Genomic DNA, 17,610 nt, shown 5'->3' with positions numbered 1-17,610 from the left:
GATACCCTCCGTCGACGAGCCTTCGTCTCAAGCCAGATTGAAGAGGTCAGCGGCGTTCTGGAAAAATATCCTCTGCCGCAGCGCCGCTGGAATTCCCGGCAAGGTGAGATTGGGAAAATCATTATCCCAATGAGGGTAGTCGGTACTGAACAGCAGCGTGCGATCGGCATGGATCATCTCGAGAATGCTGGCGAGGTATTCCGGCTTCTCCGGCTCCTCCATCGGTTGCGACGTGAACCGCACGTGGTTCAGCACCGTTTCACTCGGCTTCACCTTCACCCACGGCACCTCTTTGCGAAACTGCTGCCAGTTCTGATCCATCCGCCAAAGGAAGTGAGGGAGCCAACTGAAGCCAAACTCCGCTGCCAGCAGCTTCAGACCTGGAAATCGATAGAACACACCTTCGAAGATCATGCTGTTGATGCTGGACATCCCGATTTCCGGGAAGTTCGTGTGCCGCTCGATATAGGTGGTTGGCGTTCCTCCTGCGAAGGCCACCGCGGTTGGAAAACCGCCCTCGGTCCCGGTCGGATGGATCAGGATCGGAAGGCCAAGGCTCTCGGCCGCCTCATAGATCGGATAGTAATGCCTCTGCCCCATCAGGATGTTGAGCAGCGGCATAAACACCGCGACCACGTTCGGCAGATGGCCGATACGGCGGATTTCCGCGGCAGCAGCGCGCGGATCATGCGCGGCGACGACCATTGCGAGCTTGTAACGGTCATCGACCGTGATGAACTCGTTGAGAAAATATTCGTTGAAGGCGGTCGCAAGAGCTACGGCTTCGTTCGCGGTAGGAATAGCCGCAAGCTTGCCTGCCTGAATCGATGACAGGATCGCATGACTGATATTGTGCTTGTCGAGGTGCTCCTCCTTCATGAACACCGGATCAGAACCGGGCTCTCCTCCCGAGGGCGTCATGGCGTCGATGCGGTTGGATGAAGCCCTTGCGAGCGGCGGACGCAGCCAGTGGTTTGGCAAGACATACCGGCCGTCAAAATGCGCCCACCAGTCGCGCGACAGATACTTCTTCAATCCCTTGATGTCGCCGTTGATCCAGGGATGCACGTCGGCGTCGATGATTTTCGCGCGCGCGCGGACGTCCGCTCTTGTAAGCGTTTCGGACATTTGAAATCTCCATCAGATCGCGCTCACTTGCGTCCGACCGCGCGCAGGCGCGTGCAGCGACGCCGTGAGGGGGCTAGTTCATCTTGATTCCTGCCGCCTTGACCGCCTTTGCCCATTTCGCGATATCCTTCGCGAGCAACGCACGAAATTGCACCGGCGAGCTGGCAAGCGGCGCCGCTCCCTGTTTAGCGAGCAATTCCTGGAAGTCTGGCTCCTGCAGAATCTCGGCAACGTCTGAATTTATCTTGCTGACGATCGACGGACTGAGCCCCGCCGGGGCGAAGATTCCCCACCAGGGATTGACGTCGAAATTCTTGACCCCGCCCTCGGCGATTGTCGGCGTATCCGGAGCAATCGCAACGCGTTGACCACTGCTGACGGCCAGTGCACGCACTAGTCCCTGTTGAACCGAGGCGATGACCGATGGAGCACTTGCAAATGCCGAATCCAGGTGACCGCCGATCACATCGGAAATGGCTTGCGGAGCCCCCTTGTAGGGCACATGCGTGATGCGGATTTCGGCCTCGACTTTCAGCATCTCGCCCAGCAGGTGATTCACAGAACCGTTTCCCGCCGAGCCGTAGTTCAGCTTGTCGGGATTGGCCCGCGCCAGCGCAAGAAATTCGGCAAGTGTATTGGCTTTTGTTTGCGGGCCGACAATCAATAGAAACGGCGTCACCGCAATGGTGGCGATCGGCTCGAAATCCCTGACGGAATCGAACGGCAGCTTCTCGTAAAGACTGGGGTTGATTGCCTGAGAACCTTCGTAGGTGACCAGCAAGGTGTATCCATCCGCTGGAGCCTTCGCGACCGCCTCGGTGCCGATCACGCCCGCTGCGCCGGCGCGATTCTCGATGACGACCGGATGCTTCCAGCGCTCGCTGAGCTTCTGTCCGATCGCGCGTGCAAAGGTGTCCGTTGCACCTCCGGCGGATTGCGGCACGATGATGCGGACTGCTCTTGCTGGGTAGTCTTCCGCCTGAACGCATGACGGCCAGGCGGCCAATGTGGCGACAAGTCCTGCGATAAGCGACCGAACGATGCTCACGTTTCCTCCAGTTGCGGTCGGATCGAGCCGCCCGCTTTATTGCCGGAGCACGATGTTTCTCGTCTTCCGGAAAGGATCGTCCATCTGCCGGCTGCACGGAATACATGACTGCGTGCGACGGCGGCGAAAATGCGACCTCGCGAAATCATAGAGACGGGCGGGTGATCAGCCTAGCGCGATTATCTGATGGATTATTCAATATTTGTGATTTATGTCTCAGGCATCGGGGAACAGCGTAAATGCCGGACATCAATTTCAAACTTCTTCATATCTTTATCGCCATCGCCGACAACAGGAGCTTTCGGCAGGCGTCGGAAAAGCTGAACCGATCTCAATCCGCGGTCAGCATGCAGATCAAGCAACTCGAGGACCAGATCGGTGCGGCGCTGTTTCACCGAACAACGCGCCGGGTCGAACTCACCGCCGAGGGGTTGAAGCTGCTGACGTTCGCGCGGCGCGCATTGGGTGAATGGGAGAATGGCCTTCGGGAAATTCGGGAAGCCGTCGACATCCAGCGGGGAACGCTGACGTTCGCGTGCATCCCCACCATTGCAGCGACGATATTGCCGCGCGCACTCCGGGCCTTCCAGGCGAATTATCCCGGAATAAGCATTCGGCTCCGCGAACTTGCCGCGGCGGACCTGCTCGAATGCATTCGCCGCAGGGAGGTCGACTTTGGAATTGGAATCGAGATGGAGCGCTCGACTGAATTCCGGTTTGACGGGCTATTCGACGATCCGATCTATGCGATCGCGACAGAAGCCTTTCGGTTTCGCCGGCGCGCGTCGGTCAACCTGGCCGACCTCTGCGCCTATCCGGTACTGCTCAACTCCAGGTCAGCGGCCTTGCGCATCATGATTGACCGGGCCCTGGCGGTCCGCGATCTGCACATGGATATCAAGTTCGAGGTGGTTCACACGCATACCCTGATCGCGCTAGCGGCGGCGGGTATGGGTGTGGGCATCTTGCCGAAGATCGCTTTACCGACGCCGCTCACGAAGGATTTGCGCGCGGCCCCCATCGCCAACCCGGCATTGATCCGTACCGTGTCCATCGTGACCTTGAACGGCCAGTCCCTATCGCCTGCCGGCCGCGCGCTGACAGACGCAATCCGGAAATGTCTCAAACGGCAAACGTAGATGGGAGTGATTCAAACCGGCAAACCAAGCCATATCGTTGTGGTCGAACGGCAAGCCCCGTCAAACCCAGCGCTTGCGGCGACGATACGACTTCATGTCACGGAAGCTCTTGCGCCCCTCCGACGACATTCCAAGATAGAACTCCTTGACGTCCTTGTTATCAGCCAGGGCCTTGGCCGGGCCGTCCATCATGATGCGACCCACCCACAGAATGTCGGAATGCAGTGTTCATTTGAATGACGCGCGGCCGAACGACATTGATGTGAATGATGGTGAGGATGAGGCGCTGTGGTGAAGCGGTTGTGTCCCAAGCGATATAACGTCGCTACGAACAAACTCGGATGACCTTCCGATCCCGGAAGTCGCCGACGTTTGCTGCACGACGCTCGCTGACGCCCGTCGGCATCACGCGCTAGCGATTTGACGGGTTGCCGCAAAACGAAAACCCCAGCCGCGAGGCTGGGGTTTTGCGTTGTAGTTGGTTGCGCGGAGGCGCAACCACCGATACCGACATTGGCTGGTGGCGGCCGTCTGAAGTGGACGGCTCCTGCGTCCCCAACGCCTAAATCATTGATACTTCTAGCAGTGGCAGGGGTTTCCGCCGCGGTTTGTTCACGATGATTCAATGAGCCTTGGCGCGTTTGATTGGCTTCGCCAGCAAGCCTGTCGCCAGGAGTTGAAACACCTCAATGGCTTTTGGCAAAACCCTTTGCGGTTCTTCGCTCGCCGCGACCCACAAGGCTGCATTCAGCGCAGCACCGTTGAGAAGACGGGCTGCAGCTTCGACGTCAACGGGCTGGAGGATACCTTCCGAGATCAGCCTTGTGATCGCCTTCTTTGTCACTTGCAGACAAGTATTCTGGCTTGGCCATTGCGATGGATCGCCAAGGAACGCAGGCCCGTCCAACAAGACGATCCGCCGTACCTCGGGGTCGAGCGCCATCTCGATATAGGCCGTCCCCTCGGCAAGTAGCCCCTCCCAAACGCTCCGTTTTCTGGCCCCGGCATCCTGAGCACGCTTTGCCATCTCGCCATCAATCTGAGCTACCACGGCCGCCAGCAACCCCTTCTTGTCGCCGAAGTTGTGATAGAGCGCCCCGCGTGTAAGACCGACATCGGCGGTCAGTTCGTCCATTGAGGCTTCTGAAAACCCCTTTTCTGCAAAGGCCTTACGCGCCGCCGAGATCAGCTTGGTACGGTTCTCCTCCATCGTTTCGGCGCGGCGCTTCGCGGCCATAGGCTACCTCCATCTCGGATACGGCGCGTATCTGATTTGACATACGGGGCGTTTATGAATTATCTCACATACGCGACGTATATAAATTCAATCGCGGCTTGTGAAGTCCCAGCCGCGGATGGCCGAGACCAGCTCGGTATGGGACAATCGAAAGGATCATGACATGACGCAGCGCGATGCTGTCTTCCCCGCAAACCGCCATGCTCTCTATGAGGCACATGGCTATTCAGCCGCTATTCGCTCCGGCGATCTGCTATTTGTTTCCGGTCAGGTGGGCAGCCGGCCCGACGGCTCGCCGGAACCGGACTTTGCTGGTCAGGTCCGGCTGGCCTTCGACAATCTCAAAGCAACCCTCGCGGCTGGCGGATGCACCTTCGATGACATCGTCGATGTGACCACTTTCCACACTGATCCCGAAAATCAGTTTAGGACCATCATGGCGGTGAAGACCGAAGTATTTCCGCGAGCGCCTTATCCGAACTGGACCGCGATCGGTGTAAATTGGCTTGCCGGCTTCGACTTCGAAATCAAAGTCATCGCCCGCATTCCTGACCTTGCGTAGCCTGCCGCGGCAGAGACGGCCTTCGACGGACGCCGGCCGCTCGCGTCGATCGGCTCCCGCATCCGATGCAGGCGACCTTGCAGTTCGCTGAAGGCTTCGAGCGCGGTCCCCTGAAGCAACCCGGCTGAAAGCTGAGAGGTCCTGCGTTCTCTCGTGAAGGAGATCCATCCTCACACCCGGGGACGGCGAACTGAGATCGACGTCCGAAGCGATCTGGCTGCAATCCTGGCAGTCTCTCTCAAAACGAAAACCCCAGCCGCAAGGCTGGGGTTTTGCATTGTAGTTTGGTTGCGGGGATAGGATTTGAACCTATGACCTTCAGGTTATGAGTTTTATAAAAGCGGTTTTCGCCACTCTACGAGTGCGCCGCACTGTCCACGCCACTCCACGACAACTCATTGAGCAGGCTTGATTTATTCTCGCGGTCGCTCCTACCTTATCTGCGAAGCGTTACGCCACGACTTTCGTCGCGCCGCTTCCACGACGCTTCCACGAAACATAAGCCGGCCAGAAACCTGAGGGTCGGAACGTTACGCGAACGGGTATGGCATGGCGAAGATCAAGATCACCAAGAGGACGGTCGAGGCGCTCAAGGTCGCGGCCAAAGACTACATCGCCTTCGATACCGACCTTCCCGGCTTCGGCGTTCGCGTGATGCCGAGCGGCAAGCGATTCTTCCTGGTGCAATACCGGCGTCACGGGCGGACGCGACGGGTGATGATTGGGCAATTTGGGATCGTCACTGCGGAGTTGGCCCGACGCGAAGCAACGATCAAACTCGGCAGCGTACGGGGCGCCGATGGCGATCCAGCGGCGTTGCGCGATGCGGACCGACAGTCAACAACGATGAAAGAACTTGGACGACGTTTTCTTGACCAGTATGTCCCCGTTCGCTGCAAGCCCTCAACGCAGGCAGAATATCGGCGCTCGGTCGACCTATTCCTCGATCCGTTTTTCGCCAAGCAGCACGTTCGCTCTGTGACCACGGCTGACGTCGCAGAATTGCACGGCTCCTTGTCCCACATCCCCTATCAGGCGAACCGTACTCTCGGCGTCCTGTCGAAAATGATGAACCTTGCTGAGACTTGGGGGATACGGCACAAGCACAGCAACCCCTGCGAGGACGTCGAACGCTATCCAGAACGCAAGCGCGAGAGGTTTTTGTCTCCAAAGGAACTGCAACGTCTTGGACAGGCGTTGACGGCTGCGGAGGTAAATGAGACGGAAACCAAATATGCCGTTGCTGCTTTCCGCATTCTGCTCCTGACAGGGTGCCGTCTGTCCGAAATTCAACGCCTTGAATGGCGCTACGTGGATCTAGAGCAGAAAGAACTGCGATTGCCCGACAGCAAAACCGGCGCAAAGACCGTCCATCTTGGCGAGGCCGCAGTCGCACTGTTAAAGGCGATGCCTCGCGTAAAGAGCAATCCGTACGTTATTGTGGGTAAGAAGGAGAAAGCGCACCTAACCGATCTTCAGCATCCGTGGCGTCGCATCCGGAAAGCAGCGGGCCTGAGCGATGTACGCATTCATGATCTCCGCCACACGTTCGCGTCTGGCGGATTGCTCGTCGGCGAAGGGCTGGCGATGATCGGCAAATTGCTTGGACACACACAGGTTCAGACAACAGCGAGGTATGCGCATCTTGCGTCTGATCCGGTCAAGCAAGCAGCGACAAAGATTTCAGATCGTCTTGCGTCGGCATTGTTTGGTGCGGTTGACCAGCCAAACAGGAAAACGCAGCACCCTCACCCATTAGTTGGCAATGACGGAGGCGATGCTGAAGCAGCTTGACTCGTCGCGCTCCGCGCCCTTTGGAAGATTCTATTTCGCAGCTCCGCTTGCCGGATCGAAACATCATCCTCCGTTGGGTGGCAAACACTCTCGATGTAGCCTTAACATAAAAAACTTGACATACCACCAACAAGTCTCAAAAAATTGTGACGAGATCTCTGACCATAGGCCAAAGGTGACAATGTGACAGGGAGAGACAGCTGGAGGCGAAGACTGCCATTTGCATTGACACGCCTACGGGCGCGCGCTCACGCGGTCCGGCCATGCGCATTCGCTGGCACTCTTTGGATGCGGGGGGCGTGCATGACGTTTACCGCACTGATGCTCGGCGTCGTCGCTGGGCTGGCATTCGCCAGCGTGGGTGCCGCTGCCCAGTCACCACCTGTGCAGACTTGCCAGCTCGGGGACCTGGCGCTCGAAAGTGGCGCTGTCGTTCCGAACTTCCGGATGACGTATATCACACACGGCACGCTAGGAGCCGACAAGGGCAATGCGATCCTCTCGCTCCATGGACTGCGGGGCACTCGCGACTCGCAGAGCTTACTAGCTGGTCCGGGCAAAGCGTTCGACACAAGCACCTACTTCGTCGTCCAGCCTGACACGCTCGGCGTCGCCTCATTGGATCCGAACGCTACGACCTCACCGAGCCGGTCGGGCATGAACATGAAGTTCCCTCGCTTCACCATCCGCGACATGGTCAAAGCCGAGCATCGGATGCTCACAGAGTGCCTCGGCATCCAGCATCTCATTGCAGTGACCGGTATCTCGATGGGCGGCATCGGCGCAATGCAGTGGGCGGTGAGTTTCCCCGATTTCATGGATGCGGTTATCCCTATCGTGCCGCAGGCCCACGCCACTAGGCAGGGGAACTTCATCTATGAAGCATCACGGCAAGCAATCATGCTCGATCCCAAGTGGCGCGGCGGAGAATATTCGGCCGACGATCGACCGCGGCGCGGCACCGGCATCGGCCTGAATATCCAGGGTGCGTTCGCCTACTCGGCCGAGATATTCGGGGAAAAGTTCAAGGACCGCGCCGAGGTCGATAACTTTTTCGCCTCTACCACAGAGCAAATTGGGGCTGCGACTGAGGCGCGCGACTGGGTCTACCGTACCTGGGCCATCACTGACCACGACATTGCCAAGATGCCGCCCTTCAACGGCGATCTGCGTGCAGCCGCTCGCTCCATCAAGGCACGTCTCCTGCTGATGCCGAACTGCTACGACCAGCTCCACCCACCCGGTGAGAGCGGAGCCATGGAGGTCGCGGCCCATGCACCCAATGCCAAAATTGTCGATCTCGACCACATCAGCGGGCACTCGGGTTATGCCGAACCGGCCAGCATCGCGTTGATTGCGGCAGAGGTTAAAGACCTTCTGAAGCGGATCGTTGACAAGCGTCCGGGATTTAGCGGACCTCGCTTCCCGCGCCACTGGACCCGCGCGGATCGTTGCCCAGGGTAGGCAGCCAAAGTGTTTCCTGGGCAGGGTTTACGAGCAGCAGCTCGCCCGTCATTCTATAGATCACGTCGTGCCTATCCGATGGGAGGTATCCCCATGGTTTAGTCACAAACGGATGGCGGATTCCTCACGGGTATCGAAGTGTGTAGATGCGTGGATGCACAAGCTGTGATTTTTCAGCAGACTGCTAGACCAGATTAAACACGCCCCCCGCGCCACCAATGACACCGAGCTGAATGGCTTCGCTAAGAAAACTTGACATACAACCAACAAGTGACACAATTGGGACAAGAGCCCTGACCATGGGCCAAAGGAGACAATGTGACATGGTAAGGGAGAAAACCAGATGAGCTTTTCACGACGCACACTGCTCAAGGCGACCGCGGCATCGGCGGTCACTGGCGGCGTCGGCGCGCCCTATATCGCACGCGCGCAAGCTGCTGAATGGACCTACAAATTCTCCACCTCTCTGCCAGAGTTGCACCCGTCCGTGACACGCACCCGCGAAATGGCGGCGGCGATCAAGACCGAGACCAATGGTCGGTTCGATATGCAGGTTTTCCCGAACAGCCAGCTTGGTTCTACTACCGACGTGCTGAGCCAGCTCCGTTCCGGCGGCGTCGAGTTTATGGCGCAGTCCCCCGTGATCTTGGCGATCCTGGTGCCGGCGGCCTCGATCTCCGGTGTCGGCTACGCGTTCCCGGATTACCCGACAGTCTGGAAAGCCATGGACGGAGATCTCGGCACTTTCGTCCGTGGTGAAATCAACAAGGCCGGTCTCGAGGTGATGGACAAGATCTGGGACAACGGCTTCCGCCAGACCACGTCATCCACCAAGCTGATCAACGGGCCGGACGATTTTAAAGGGTTCAAAATCCGCGTACCGGTATCTCCGCTGTGGACTTCAATGTTCAAGGCGCTCGATGCCTCGCCCACCTCGATCAATTTCAGCGAGCTCTATTCGGCGTTGCAGACCAAGATCGTCGTAGGTCAGGAAAATGCGCTGGCATTGATCTCTGCGGCAAAGCTGTACGAGGTGCAGAAATATTGCTCGATGACCAATCACATGTGGGATGGCATCTGGATCACGATGAACCGCCGCGCATGGGCCGCTCTGCCTGACGACGTCAAGGCCATCGTCAGCAGGAACGCCAACGCCGCGGCGGTCAAGGACCGTGAGGACACCGAAAAGCTCAATGACAGCGTGATGCAGGAACTCGAGGGCAAGGGCCTGATCTTCAATCAGCCCGACGCTGCGCCGTTCCGGGAAAAACTCCGCTCGGCCGGCTTCTATGCCGAGTGGAAGGGCAAATACGGCGAGCACGCCTGGGAGCTGTTGGAAAAAGCCGTCGGCAAGCTGTCTTAAACACGCTGCCTTAAACAACATCACCTGAGGGAACCCGGGATGGTTCAGATTGAATTCACGTCAACGACGGCCGGCGAGGCGACGTCCCCTCGCCGCCGTTCCATCGCCGGATCGATCGAAGCTGTGCTGGGCATGCTGGTCGAGATCCCGGCGGCCATGCTGGTTGTCGCCGAGATCGTGATCCTGTTCGCCGGCGTGATCTCGCGCTACGTCATGCACCAGCCATTGATCTGGACGGATGAATTGGCGTCGATCCTGTTCCTGTGGCTGGCGATGCTGGGCTCAGTGGTGGCGTTTCGCCGCGCCGAACATATGCGAATGACCGCCGTGGTCGCCAGCGCGGGCCCGCGGATGTGGGCCTATCTCGACGTGGTCGCGACCTCCGCTGCGCTGGCGTTTCTGCTGCTGATCGTCTGGCCCGCATGCGACTACGCTTACGAAGAAAGCTTCATCACCACGCCGGCCCTGCAAATTTCCAATACCTGGCGCGCCGCGGCGCTGCCGGTCGGCATTTGCCTGATGGCCATGTTTGCGGTGCTGCGGCTGCTGCGTTCCGGCGATCTGCGGACCACGCTGGCGGCAATCATTTCGGTCGTGGCCGTGATCGGAATTTTCTGGCTGGCGCAACCCTGGCTGCGTCCGCTCGGCAATCTCAATCTGATCATCTTCTTTGTCGGCGTGGCCGGCTTCTGTGTGTTTGCCGGTGTGCCCATCGCGTTCGGATTCGGGCTCGCGGTATTCGGCCATCTGGCGCTGACGACACATACGCCGCTGATCGTGCTGGTTAACCGCATGGACGAGGGCATGAGCCACCTCATCCTGCTGGCGGTGCCGCTGTTCGTGTTTTTGGGCCTGCTGATCGAAATGACCGGCATGGCGCGCGTGATGGTCGCGTTCCTGGCCAGCCTGCTCGGTCATGTCCGTGGCGGCCTGCACTACGTGCTGCTCGGCGCGATGTATCTGGTGTCGGGCATTTCAGGTTCGAAGGCCGCCGACATGGCCGCGGTGGCGCCGGTGCTGTTTCCTGAAATGAAAGCGCGGGGCGCCAAGCCCGGCGATCTGGTGGCGCTGCTCGCGGCCACAGGCGCGCAGACCGAAACCATCCCGCCGAGCCTCGTGCTGATTACCATCGGCTCGGTGACGGGCGTGTCGATCGCGGCGCTGTTCACCGGCGGCCTGCTGCCAGGCGTGGTGTGCGCGATTACGCTGGCGACGCTGGTGTGGTGGCGCTACCGGGCCGAGGATCTCAGCCACGTCAAGAAAGCCGGCGGCGGTGAGATTGCCAGGACCTTTGTGATCGCCCTGCCCGCGCTGGCGCTGCCATTCGTGATCCGCGCCGCCGTGGTCGAGGGTATCGCCACCGCGACCGAAGTGTCCACGATCGGCATTTTCTACAGCATTGTGGTCGGCCTGTTGATCTATCGTCAGTTCGACTGGCGGCGGCTGACGCCGATGCTGATCGACACCGCATGCCTGTCGGGCGCGATCCTGCTGATCATCGGCACGGCGACCGGGATGGCCTGGGGATTGACCCAGTCCGGCTTCTCACGCGGGCTGGCGACGGCGATGACCGGCCTGCCCGGTGGGGCGGCAACCTTCATCGCGGTATCGATCGTGGCCTTCATGGTGCTCGGCAGCGTGCTCGAGGGGATTCCGGCGATCGTGCTGTTCGGTCCTTTGCTGTTTCCGATCGCCAAGCAGGTCGGCGTGCACGAGGTCCACTACGCCATGATCGTTATCCTCGCGATGGGCATCGGCCTGTTCGCGCCGCCGTTCGGCGTCGGCTATTATGCGGCCTGCGCGATCGGCCGGGTCGATCCGTCCGAGGGTGTCCGGCCGATCTGGGGCTACATGCTGGCCCTGCTGGCGGGCCTGATCATCGTCGCTTTATTCCCGTGGATATCGATCGGGTTCCTGTAGTCCCGGTTTTGCGAACAACGAGGTCGCCGATGGGTGGCAACCAGAATCAATACAGCGTCGGGCTGGACAAGACGCCGGCCAATTTCGCGCCGCTGACGCCTGCGGTTCCGCGCGACCGGCACCTTCGTCGATATTGACGGCGTGGCGATACCCTGAAGACCCAATTCGGCAATCCTGCCGGCCGACACAGCCAAGACGCGGCAATCGCACCGCCATCGGTTTTGGCGAGACGGTCGCATATGTCGAAGATTGAGGTTAAGGATATTCCTTACTACGATAGGTTCGTTGACTAACATACCAAACAATCCTAGTTTAATAATGTAAAAGACGGTACCGGTGCGATCGCTCGTGTTCTTTAGGGCAGAGTTTCGGTGTCGATAAGCAGAAGATCCCTTTTGGTCAGTGCGGCTGCAATTTCAGGCGGTGCGGTGCTTCACCCGCAGCTCCACCGCGGAACCCCGCCGCCTGCCGTGGCGCTACGCCCCGCCGTCAACAGAAGGACCGAACAAATGACTGATGCCGCTGCCCACTCGATCCGCTCCTGGCTGGGCATCCCTTACGCCACCGCAGAACGCTTCCGCCGGTCGGTCTTGCTGCCGTTCAACCCGGATCAGCCCTACGACCAGAAGGGACCCGCGCCGCTGCAAGCCGGCGACACCAACTGGCTCGAAGCCGACAGCGGACTTAGTGAGGACTGCCTGAACCTAAACGTCTGGGCCCCCAAAGACGCCGGCGAAGAAGCGCTTCCCGTAATCGTCTATATCTTCGGCGGCGGGTTCGAAGTCGGCGCGAACACCCAGACCACCTCGAACGCATCAGGTCTTGCCGGGACCGGCCGCGCCATCGGGGTGTCCCTGAATTACCGGCTCGGCCCGTTCGGCTGGCTCTCACTTTCTCAGTACGAGGGCGTGTTCGCGGAAGCCACAAACCTTGGTCTGCAGGACATCATCACCGGGCTCAAATGGGTGCAGGAGAACATCGCCCGCTTCGGCGGCGACCCTAAGAACGTCACTGTCACCGGCCACAGCGCCGGGGCGTACTCCACAATCGGGCTCCTCGCCGCCCCGGCCGCGACCGGCCTCTACCGGCGCCTCGCTGCATTTTCCGGGGGCGCATCCCGGATTGTTCCGGCGTGGTGGGCCGAAGAACTCGCGATTAAGTTTCTTGCCGCACTCGGCATCGCGGACCATCCCGAACGACTGCTCACTTTGGATGCGAAGCTCCTCGCTGAGGTGCTCATCAAGGTCAGTCCGCGTGACATCGGCGATCGACATGGCATCGATAACACGACTATCGGGATTGTGGACGACCACTCTCAGCCAGGGGCCGTCCTCGCAGACACGCCGCTGCGTGTCCTCACAGCCGGGTCTCACCGCGACATCGATATTCTCTTCAGCACGGCGACGAACGAGGCGGACTGGTGGGTCATCAACGCGACCAAGAAGTTCGACCCGGGCAGCATCGACAACCTAGTTAATGAGCTCGTAGTGAAGTCGCGCATCCCCCGAAGCCGTGCCCGGAGCGTCGTCGCCGCCTACGACGTCAACGGACGCGCTCCGGTCGAGGTCCGCGGGGCGCTCTTCACCGACTACTTCTTCACCCTACCCGCCGCGCGTGCAGCACTCGCACACGCCGCAGCAGGTGGTAATGCCCACCTGCTCACCGTGGGCCCTGTCGAGGGTGCGCCAGCCGTGCACGGCACTGAGATGTACGGCATCGTCGGCCAGCAACGCCCCGGACAAAGCGGCGCGCAAACCAGCCGAGACACCTTCGTCCGCGACACCCTCTTAGACTTCGCTGGGGGCAATCATAACCGGCTTTGGAAAGCCGTGACCACGGAACCCACCTCACACGGCATCGGCACCCACCATACCGACCCCACGGCTCATGCGGCGGAAGTCCTGCGCACCTTCGCAGGCATCGAACGGACCTAACCTACTCGAAAGGGACACAAAGCGTGCGAGGCGGCGGCGGCAGATTCCTTCCGCGCGGCGGCGAGCGAGGTCTCGTCTGCCAGGCTGCGTTTCTGCTCAATCAGCGTAAAAGGCGCTTGGCGCGTCCATCGGCGCTGCCCATGGCGCAACTTCGATGCCGTCGAGTTCGCCACGCTGGAATGGGCCGACTGGTTCAACAACCGCCGGCTCTTGGAGCCCATCGGCAACATACCGCCATCCGAAGCCGAGCAACGCTACTAGCCATGCTGGAACGGCCGACCATGGCAGCATAACTTAAACCAAATGGCGTCCGGCGAACTCTTGGCAGTTCAAGGCCGTTACCTGCTTCTGCCGACAAGTTCAGTGCCTTAAGGCACTTTACGTCATCGCTGGAACGGCGATCGCCTGCCGTATCTGGCGAGCGTCGCGCGCCGGCGGTGCGCCGAATTGCCGAAGGTACTCTCGGCTAAATTGTGACGCGCTTTCATAGCCGACCGCGAACGCTACGTCGGACGCGCTATGCTCGCCGGCAAGCAAAAGTTGGCGCGCCTCCTGCAACCGGAGTTGTTTTTGATATTGGAGGGGGCTGAGGCCGGTCATAGCCAGGAAGTGGCGATGCAGGCTTGCCCGGCTCATGCCGCTTGCATCGCATAAAGCCTCGATGCGCAATTGAGTGTTGTGATTGTCCCTGATCCACCCAACGGCCCGTCGGATGCGACCCAGCGGGCCCTCGGGCTGGGCGATCTGGCGCAACAGCCGTCCCTGCGGACCTTGCAGGAGACGATAGAGCAATTCCCGTTCGACCATGGGGGCAAGAACGGGGATATCGGCGGGGTTGTCCAGCAACGACAATAGGCGAAGCAATGTGTCGCGAAGCGGACCCGTCATCGGATTGATCGCGATGCCAATGCCCTTGGGATCGCTCTCGCGTTCCGGAGGCATGGTAGCCGCCAGTTCCGCCAGCAAGGCGGGTTCCAAGACCAGCGATACCGCAACATAGGGTTGCCCAGCACCAGCATCCAGGATCTGGCCGATTAGCGGCAGATCGAGGGCGCTAATGAGATATTGTGCGCTATCATAGCTAAGAAGATTGTCGTTAATCGTGACACGCTTTGATCCTTGCAGGATGAAACAGATCATCGAGCGATACAGGCATGGCGAGTTGCCTATAGAGGCCTGCCCCACGCACAGTTCGAGGCGCGGGATCGGCTGGACGGTCAACCCCCGCGGCGCATGGCGCAGGGCAATGTCGAGATGCGGTGCAAGATCGTCGGTCATGGGCAGAGTATGGCACCACCGCGTCGGCAAGCAAAGAGGTTGAGACGATTGGGCAAAAAATTGAGCGTATCGGGCGGGTTTGCGATCCCGGTATCGCCTATCTCGGGGATACCAAGGAAGCGCCGGAAGGCCCCCTTCCCCGGCACAGACTCTCCGACAAAGGCAGACCATGACCAACCAGATCGCACTCATCACCGGCGCCAGCCGCGGCCTTGGCCGCAATATGGCGCTGCATCTCACCAAACGCGGTGTGCACATCATCGGCACCTATCGCAGCGGCGCCGCAGAAGCCGAGGCGTTGAAGCAGGAGATCGAAGCGCAGGGCGGAAAGGCTACGATGCTGGCGCTCGACGTCACAAATACCAAGAGCTTCCAAGCTTTTGCCAGCGCGGTAACTGATACGCTGAAGGCCGGCTTCGGCCGCGAACGGTTCGACTTCCTCGTCAACAATGCCGGCAACGGCATCGCTGCGAACTTCGTCGATGCGACCGAAGACCAGTTTGACTCGCTGGTCACCACGCACCTTCGCGGACCGATCTTCCTCACCCAGAAGCTGCTGCCGCTGATCGAGGACGGTGGTCGTATCCTGAACGTTTCGTCCGGCTTCGTGCGTTTCACTTTGCCGGGGTACAGCATCTATGCGGCGATGAAGGCCGCAGTCGAGGTCCTGACCCGTTTTATGGCGGTGGAGTTTGGTCCACGCAAGATTCGGGTGAATGCGATCGCCCCCGGAGCCATTGCGACCGACTTTGGGGGCGGCGCGGTGCGCGACAACGGGGATGTGAACGCGTACGTGGCGCAGGGCATCGCGCTGGGTCGCGTGGGCTTACCGGACGATATCGGCGGTGCGGTCGCCGCTATCCTGTCCGATGATATGGGTTGGGCGAACGGTACGACCTTCGACATCTCAGGCGGACAGTTGTTATAGCTCCAAGCATTGGCATTTCGGTGCAATCCACCAAGGTGGTTTCAGATGAAGTATGCGCTCGTAGCAATGGCCGCCTTAATGTTCTCCACGGGGGCGTGGTCTCAGACGTGACACGTCCAGCAAGATAGGAAATAGTAAGATGCCAACACCAATTGAAACGGTCAGTGCCTTCAGCGCTGCTTTCGCTGAAAATCACGGGGAAACCGCGATCCGGCGATGGTTTACCTCCAAAACAGTATGGGTCAATGAAGGATTGTCGATCACCACTGGTATAGAAGAGGCGATAAGGCGGCCCAGATCGCCGGACGTTGCGGCGGTCCATTTTGACATGCTCACGATCGCTGCGGACGGAAATCGCGTGCTCACCGAGCGACTGGACCGCTTTGTTCGCGCTGATGGGAGCGAGATCGCTGCATTGATGGTGATGGGCATCTTCGAAGTAGAAGGCGATTGCATCGTTGCGTGGCGCGACTACTTCGACGTCAACTTCGCCAAAAGAATATCTAAAAATCAGCAATAGGCCGCTTGGGCGCCTCCCCGACTATGTCGGCTGTAACGTCGCCGCCATCCTGTCCGACGACATAGGTTGGGCGAACACACCCCTTTGCCCCTTTCTTGCCGCCTGCTCGAGAGACCGTTATGCCCGCTACCAGCTTCACGCTAATCAGCCATGCCCTTTGCCCATTCGTGCAACGGGCGGCGATCGTCCTTCTCGAAAAAGGCGTGTCCTTCGACAGGATCGACGTCGATCTCGCAACCAAGCCCGGCTGGTTCCTGGCCCTTTCGCCAACAGGCAAGGTGCCATTGCTCAAGGTGGGGCAGACGGATGGGACGGACGCGATCCTTTTCGAGAGCATGGTGATCTGCGAATATCTCGACGAAACGCAGGACGGTGCCAGCCTCTATCCCGCCGACGCGCTATCCCGCGCGCAACAGCGGGCCTGGATTGAGTTTGGCACGGCGACGCTTGCCGATGCCTGGCAGTTTCTCAACGCCAAGGATCGCGCGACCGCTGACGCCAAGCAGGCGGCGTTCCGGGACAGGCTCCAGCGACTGGAGGCGGTGCTCGCGGCAGGACCTTATTTCGGCGGTGCCGCCTTCGGCATGGTCGATGCAGTGTTCGCGCCCCTCTTCCGCTATTTCGACATCCTCGATCCGACGGTGTCGCAGCCAATCTTCGAGAACCTTCCCCGCGTCTCAGCGTGGCGGGCGGCGCTGGCGGCACGGCAGAGCGTCATTGCCGCAGTGGCAGGAGACTATGCCGAGCGATTCCGGCAGCACCTCCGTCAGCATCAGGCGCTTCTCGCGGACTGAAAGCTGATCAAGAAACTCTAAAAATTTGCTAGTCTGTCTACCCATGCACCACAAACCGATTATTCGAATAGAAAACTTCGTAATGCCTACCCCAATCGAGACAGCAACTGCCTTCTGCGCAGCGTTTTCCAAGGATCACGGCAAGAGTGCCGTCCGCCAATGGTTCACACCGGACACCATCTGGGTGAATGAAGGTATCTCGGTCACGACCGGCATCGATGAAGCGCTCGTAGCGCTTGAAGCGGTGGAAAAGGCGGTCGGGATCAAGGATGCCCATTTCGAGATGCTTGCAATCGCAGCTGACGGGAACCGCGTACTTACCGAACGACTGGATCGGCTCAAGCGTGCCGACGGTAGCGAGATCGGTGCGGCAATGGTGATGGGCATTTTCGAGGTCGAAGGCAACCGCATCATAGCGTGGCGTGATTACTACGACGTCAGGAACGCCGAGAAATGGGCGATCAGCTAGGGTCAGGATTTCAATTCAAGACTACACAAAGA

The 17,610-nt window shown here is 59.6% G+C and carries 16 protein-coding genes and 2 pseudogenes; 13 read left to right on the top strand and 5 right to left on the bottom strand.

Annotated elements, in window-relative coordinates:
• Window positions 1-27 precede the first annotated feature (27 nt).
• Window positions 28-1,128, bottom strand: coding sequence for an amidohydrolase family protein (locus tag IVB22_RS11855; protein WP_247517492.1), 1,101 nt, complete (start codon window positions 1,126-1,128; stop codon window positions 28-30).
• Between the two features lie 73 nt (window positions 1,129-1,201).
• Window positions 1,202-2,071 carry a tripartite tricarboxylate transporter substrate binding protein gene (locus tag IVB22_RS11850; RefSeq protein ID WP_247517869.1) on the bottom strand — a complete coding sequence of 290 codons (870 nt, stop codon included), beginning with the start codon at window positions 2,069-2,071 and terminating at the stop codon, window positions 1,202-1,204.
• A gap of 344 nt (window positions 2,072-2,415) precedes the next feature.
• On the opposite strand from IVB22_RS11850, the pseudogene IVB22_RS11845 reads away from it, so the two are divergent.
• Both IVB22_RS11845 and IVB22_RS11840 read left to right on the top strand, forming a co-directional pair.
• Window positions 2,416-2,547 (top strand): annotated as a pseudogene (locus IVB22_RS11845) (LysR family transcriptional regulator); the annotation flags it as partial.
• A 60-nt stretch (window positions 2,548-2,607) separates the two neighbouring features.
• The gene (locus IVB22_RS11840) at window positions 2,608-3,315 is read left to right on the top strand and encodes a LysR substrate-binding domain-containing protein (RefSeq protein WP_247517868.1); all 708 of its coding nucleotides are present in this window, start codon (window positions 2,608-2,610) and stop codon (window positions 3,313-3,315) included.
• Between the two features lie 60 nt (window positions 3,316-3,375).
• Here IVB22_RS11840 and IVB22_RS11835 read toward each other — a convergent pair whose 3' ends face one another.
• Both IVB22_RS11835 and IVB22_RS11830 read right to left on the bottom strand, forming a co-directional pair.
• Window positions 3,376-3,507 (bottom strand): hypothetical protein, encoded by a 132-nt coding sequence (locus tag IVB22_RS11835; RefSeq protein ID WP_374207505.1) that lies wholly within the window; start codon window positions 3,505-3,507, stop codon window positions 3,376-3,378.
• 430 nt (window positions 3,508-3,937) lie between these two features.
• Window positions 3,938-4,552 (bottom strand): TetR/AcrR family transcriptional regulator, encoded by a 615-nt coding sequence (locus tag IVB22_RS11830; RefSeq protein ID WP_247517491.1) that lies wholly within the window; start codon window positions 4,550-4,552, stop codon window positions 3,938-3,940.
• A gap of 163 nt (window positions 4,553-4,715) precedes the next feature.
• On the opposite strand from IVB22_RS11830, the gene IVB22_RS11825 reads away from it, so the two are divergent.
• From IVB22_RS11825 to IVB22_RS11795, 7 genes and pseudogenes are all read left to right on the top strand, one after another.
• A complete protein-coding gene (locus IVB22_RS11825) occupies window positions 4,716-5,114 on the top strand; it encodes a RidA family protein (RefSeq protein WP_247517490.1) in 399 nt (132 codons plus the stop codon).
• 549 nt (window positions 5,115-5,663) lie between these two features.
• A complete protein-coding gene (locus IVB22_RS11820; protein ID WP_247517489.1) occupies window positions 5,664-6,908 on the top strand; it encodes a site-specific integrase in 1,245 nt (414 codons plus the stop codon).
• 303 nt (window positions 6,909-7,211) lie between these two features.
• On the top strand, window positions 7,212-8,372 hold the full coding sequence (locus tag IVB22_RS11815) for an alpha/beta fold hydrolase (protein ID WP_247517488.1): 1,161 nt from the start codon (window positions 7,212-7,214) through the stop codon (window positions 8,370-8,372).
• Between the two features lie 343 nt (window positions 8,373-8,715).
• Complete coding sequence (locus IVB22_RS11810; protein ID WP_247517487.1) at window positions 8,716-9,735, top strand: TRAP transporter substrate-binding protein; 1,020 nt, start codon at window positions 8,716-8,718, stop codon at window positions 9,733-9,735.
• 39 nt (window positions 9,736-9,774) lie between these two features.
• Window positions 9,775-11,655 (top strand): TRAP transporter large permease subunit, encoded by a 1,881-nt coding sequence (locus IVB22_RS11805; RefSeq protein WP_247517486.1) that lies wholly within the window; start codon window positions 9,775-9,777, stop codon window positions 11,653-11,655.
• Between the two features lie 509 nt (window positions 11,656-12,164).
• Window positions 12,165-13,589 carry a carboxylesterase family protein gene (locus IVB22_RS11800; protein ID WP_247517485.1) on the top strand — a complete coding sequence of 475 codons (1,425 nt, stop codon included), beginning with the start codon at window positions 12,165-12,167 and terminating at the stop codon, window positions 13,587-13,589.
• Between the two features lie 123 nt (window positions 13,590-13,712).
• Window positions 13,713-13,882 (top strand): annotated as a pseudogene (locus IVB22_RS11795) (IS3 family transposase); the annotation flags it as partial.
• Window positions 13,883-13,967: 85 nt separating this feature from the next.
• Here IVB22_RS11795 and IVB22_RS11790 read toward each other — a convergent pair.
• Window positions 13,968-14,867: an AraC family transcriptional regulator gene (locus IVB22_RS11790; protein WP_247517484.1), complete on the bottom strand. Its 900-nt coding sequence runs from the start codon at window positions 14,865-14,867 to the stop codon at window positions 13,968-13,970.
• Between the two features lie 169 nt (window positions 14,868-15,036).
• Here IVB22_RS11790 and IVB22_RS11785 point away from each other — a divergent pair, with 169 nt between their 5' ends.
• From IVB22_RS11785 to IVB22_RS11770, 4 genes are all read left to right on the top strand, one after another.
• Window positions 15,037-15,795, top strand: a complete 759-nt coding sequence (locus IVB22_RS11785; RefSeq protein ID WP_247517483.1) for an SDR family NAD(P)-dependent oxidoreductase — start codon at window positions 15,037-15,039, stop codon at window positions 15,793-15,795.
• Between the two features lie 139 nt (window positions 15,796-15,934).
• Window positions 15,935-16,315 carry a limonene-1,2-epoxide hydrolase family protein gene (locus IVB22_RS11780; RefSeq protein WP_247517482.1) on the top strand — a complete coding sequence of 127 codons (381 nt, stop codon included), beginning with the start codon at window positions 15,935-15,937 and terminating at the stop codon, window positions 16,313-16,315.
• 119 nt (window positions 16,316-16,434) lie between these two features.
• Complete coding sequence (locus IVB22_RS11775) at window positions 16,435-17,109, top strand: glutathione S-transferase family protein (RefSeq protein ID WP_247517481.1); 675 nt, start codon at window positions 16,435-16,437, stop codon at window positions 17,107-17,109.
• A gap of 43 nt (window positions 17,110-17,152) precedes the next feature.
• Complete coding sequence (locus IVB22_RS11770) at window positions 17,153-17,578, top strand: limonene-1,2-epoxide hydrolase family protein (protein ID WP_247517480.1); 426 nt, start codon at window positions 17,153-17,155, stop codon at window positions 17,576-17,578.
• The last annotated feature ends 32 nt before the right edge of the window (window positions 17,579-17,610 follow it).

The organism is Bradyrhizobium sp. 190, assembly GCF_023073415.1.
Taxonomy (GTDB): Bacteria; Pseudomonadota; Alphaproteobacteria; order Rhizobiales; family Xanthobacteraceae; genus Bradyrhizobium.
Note: the sequence above shows the minus strand (reverse complement) of the source record. Positions and strands in the feature narration are given on the sequence as shown.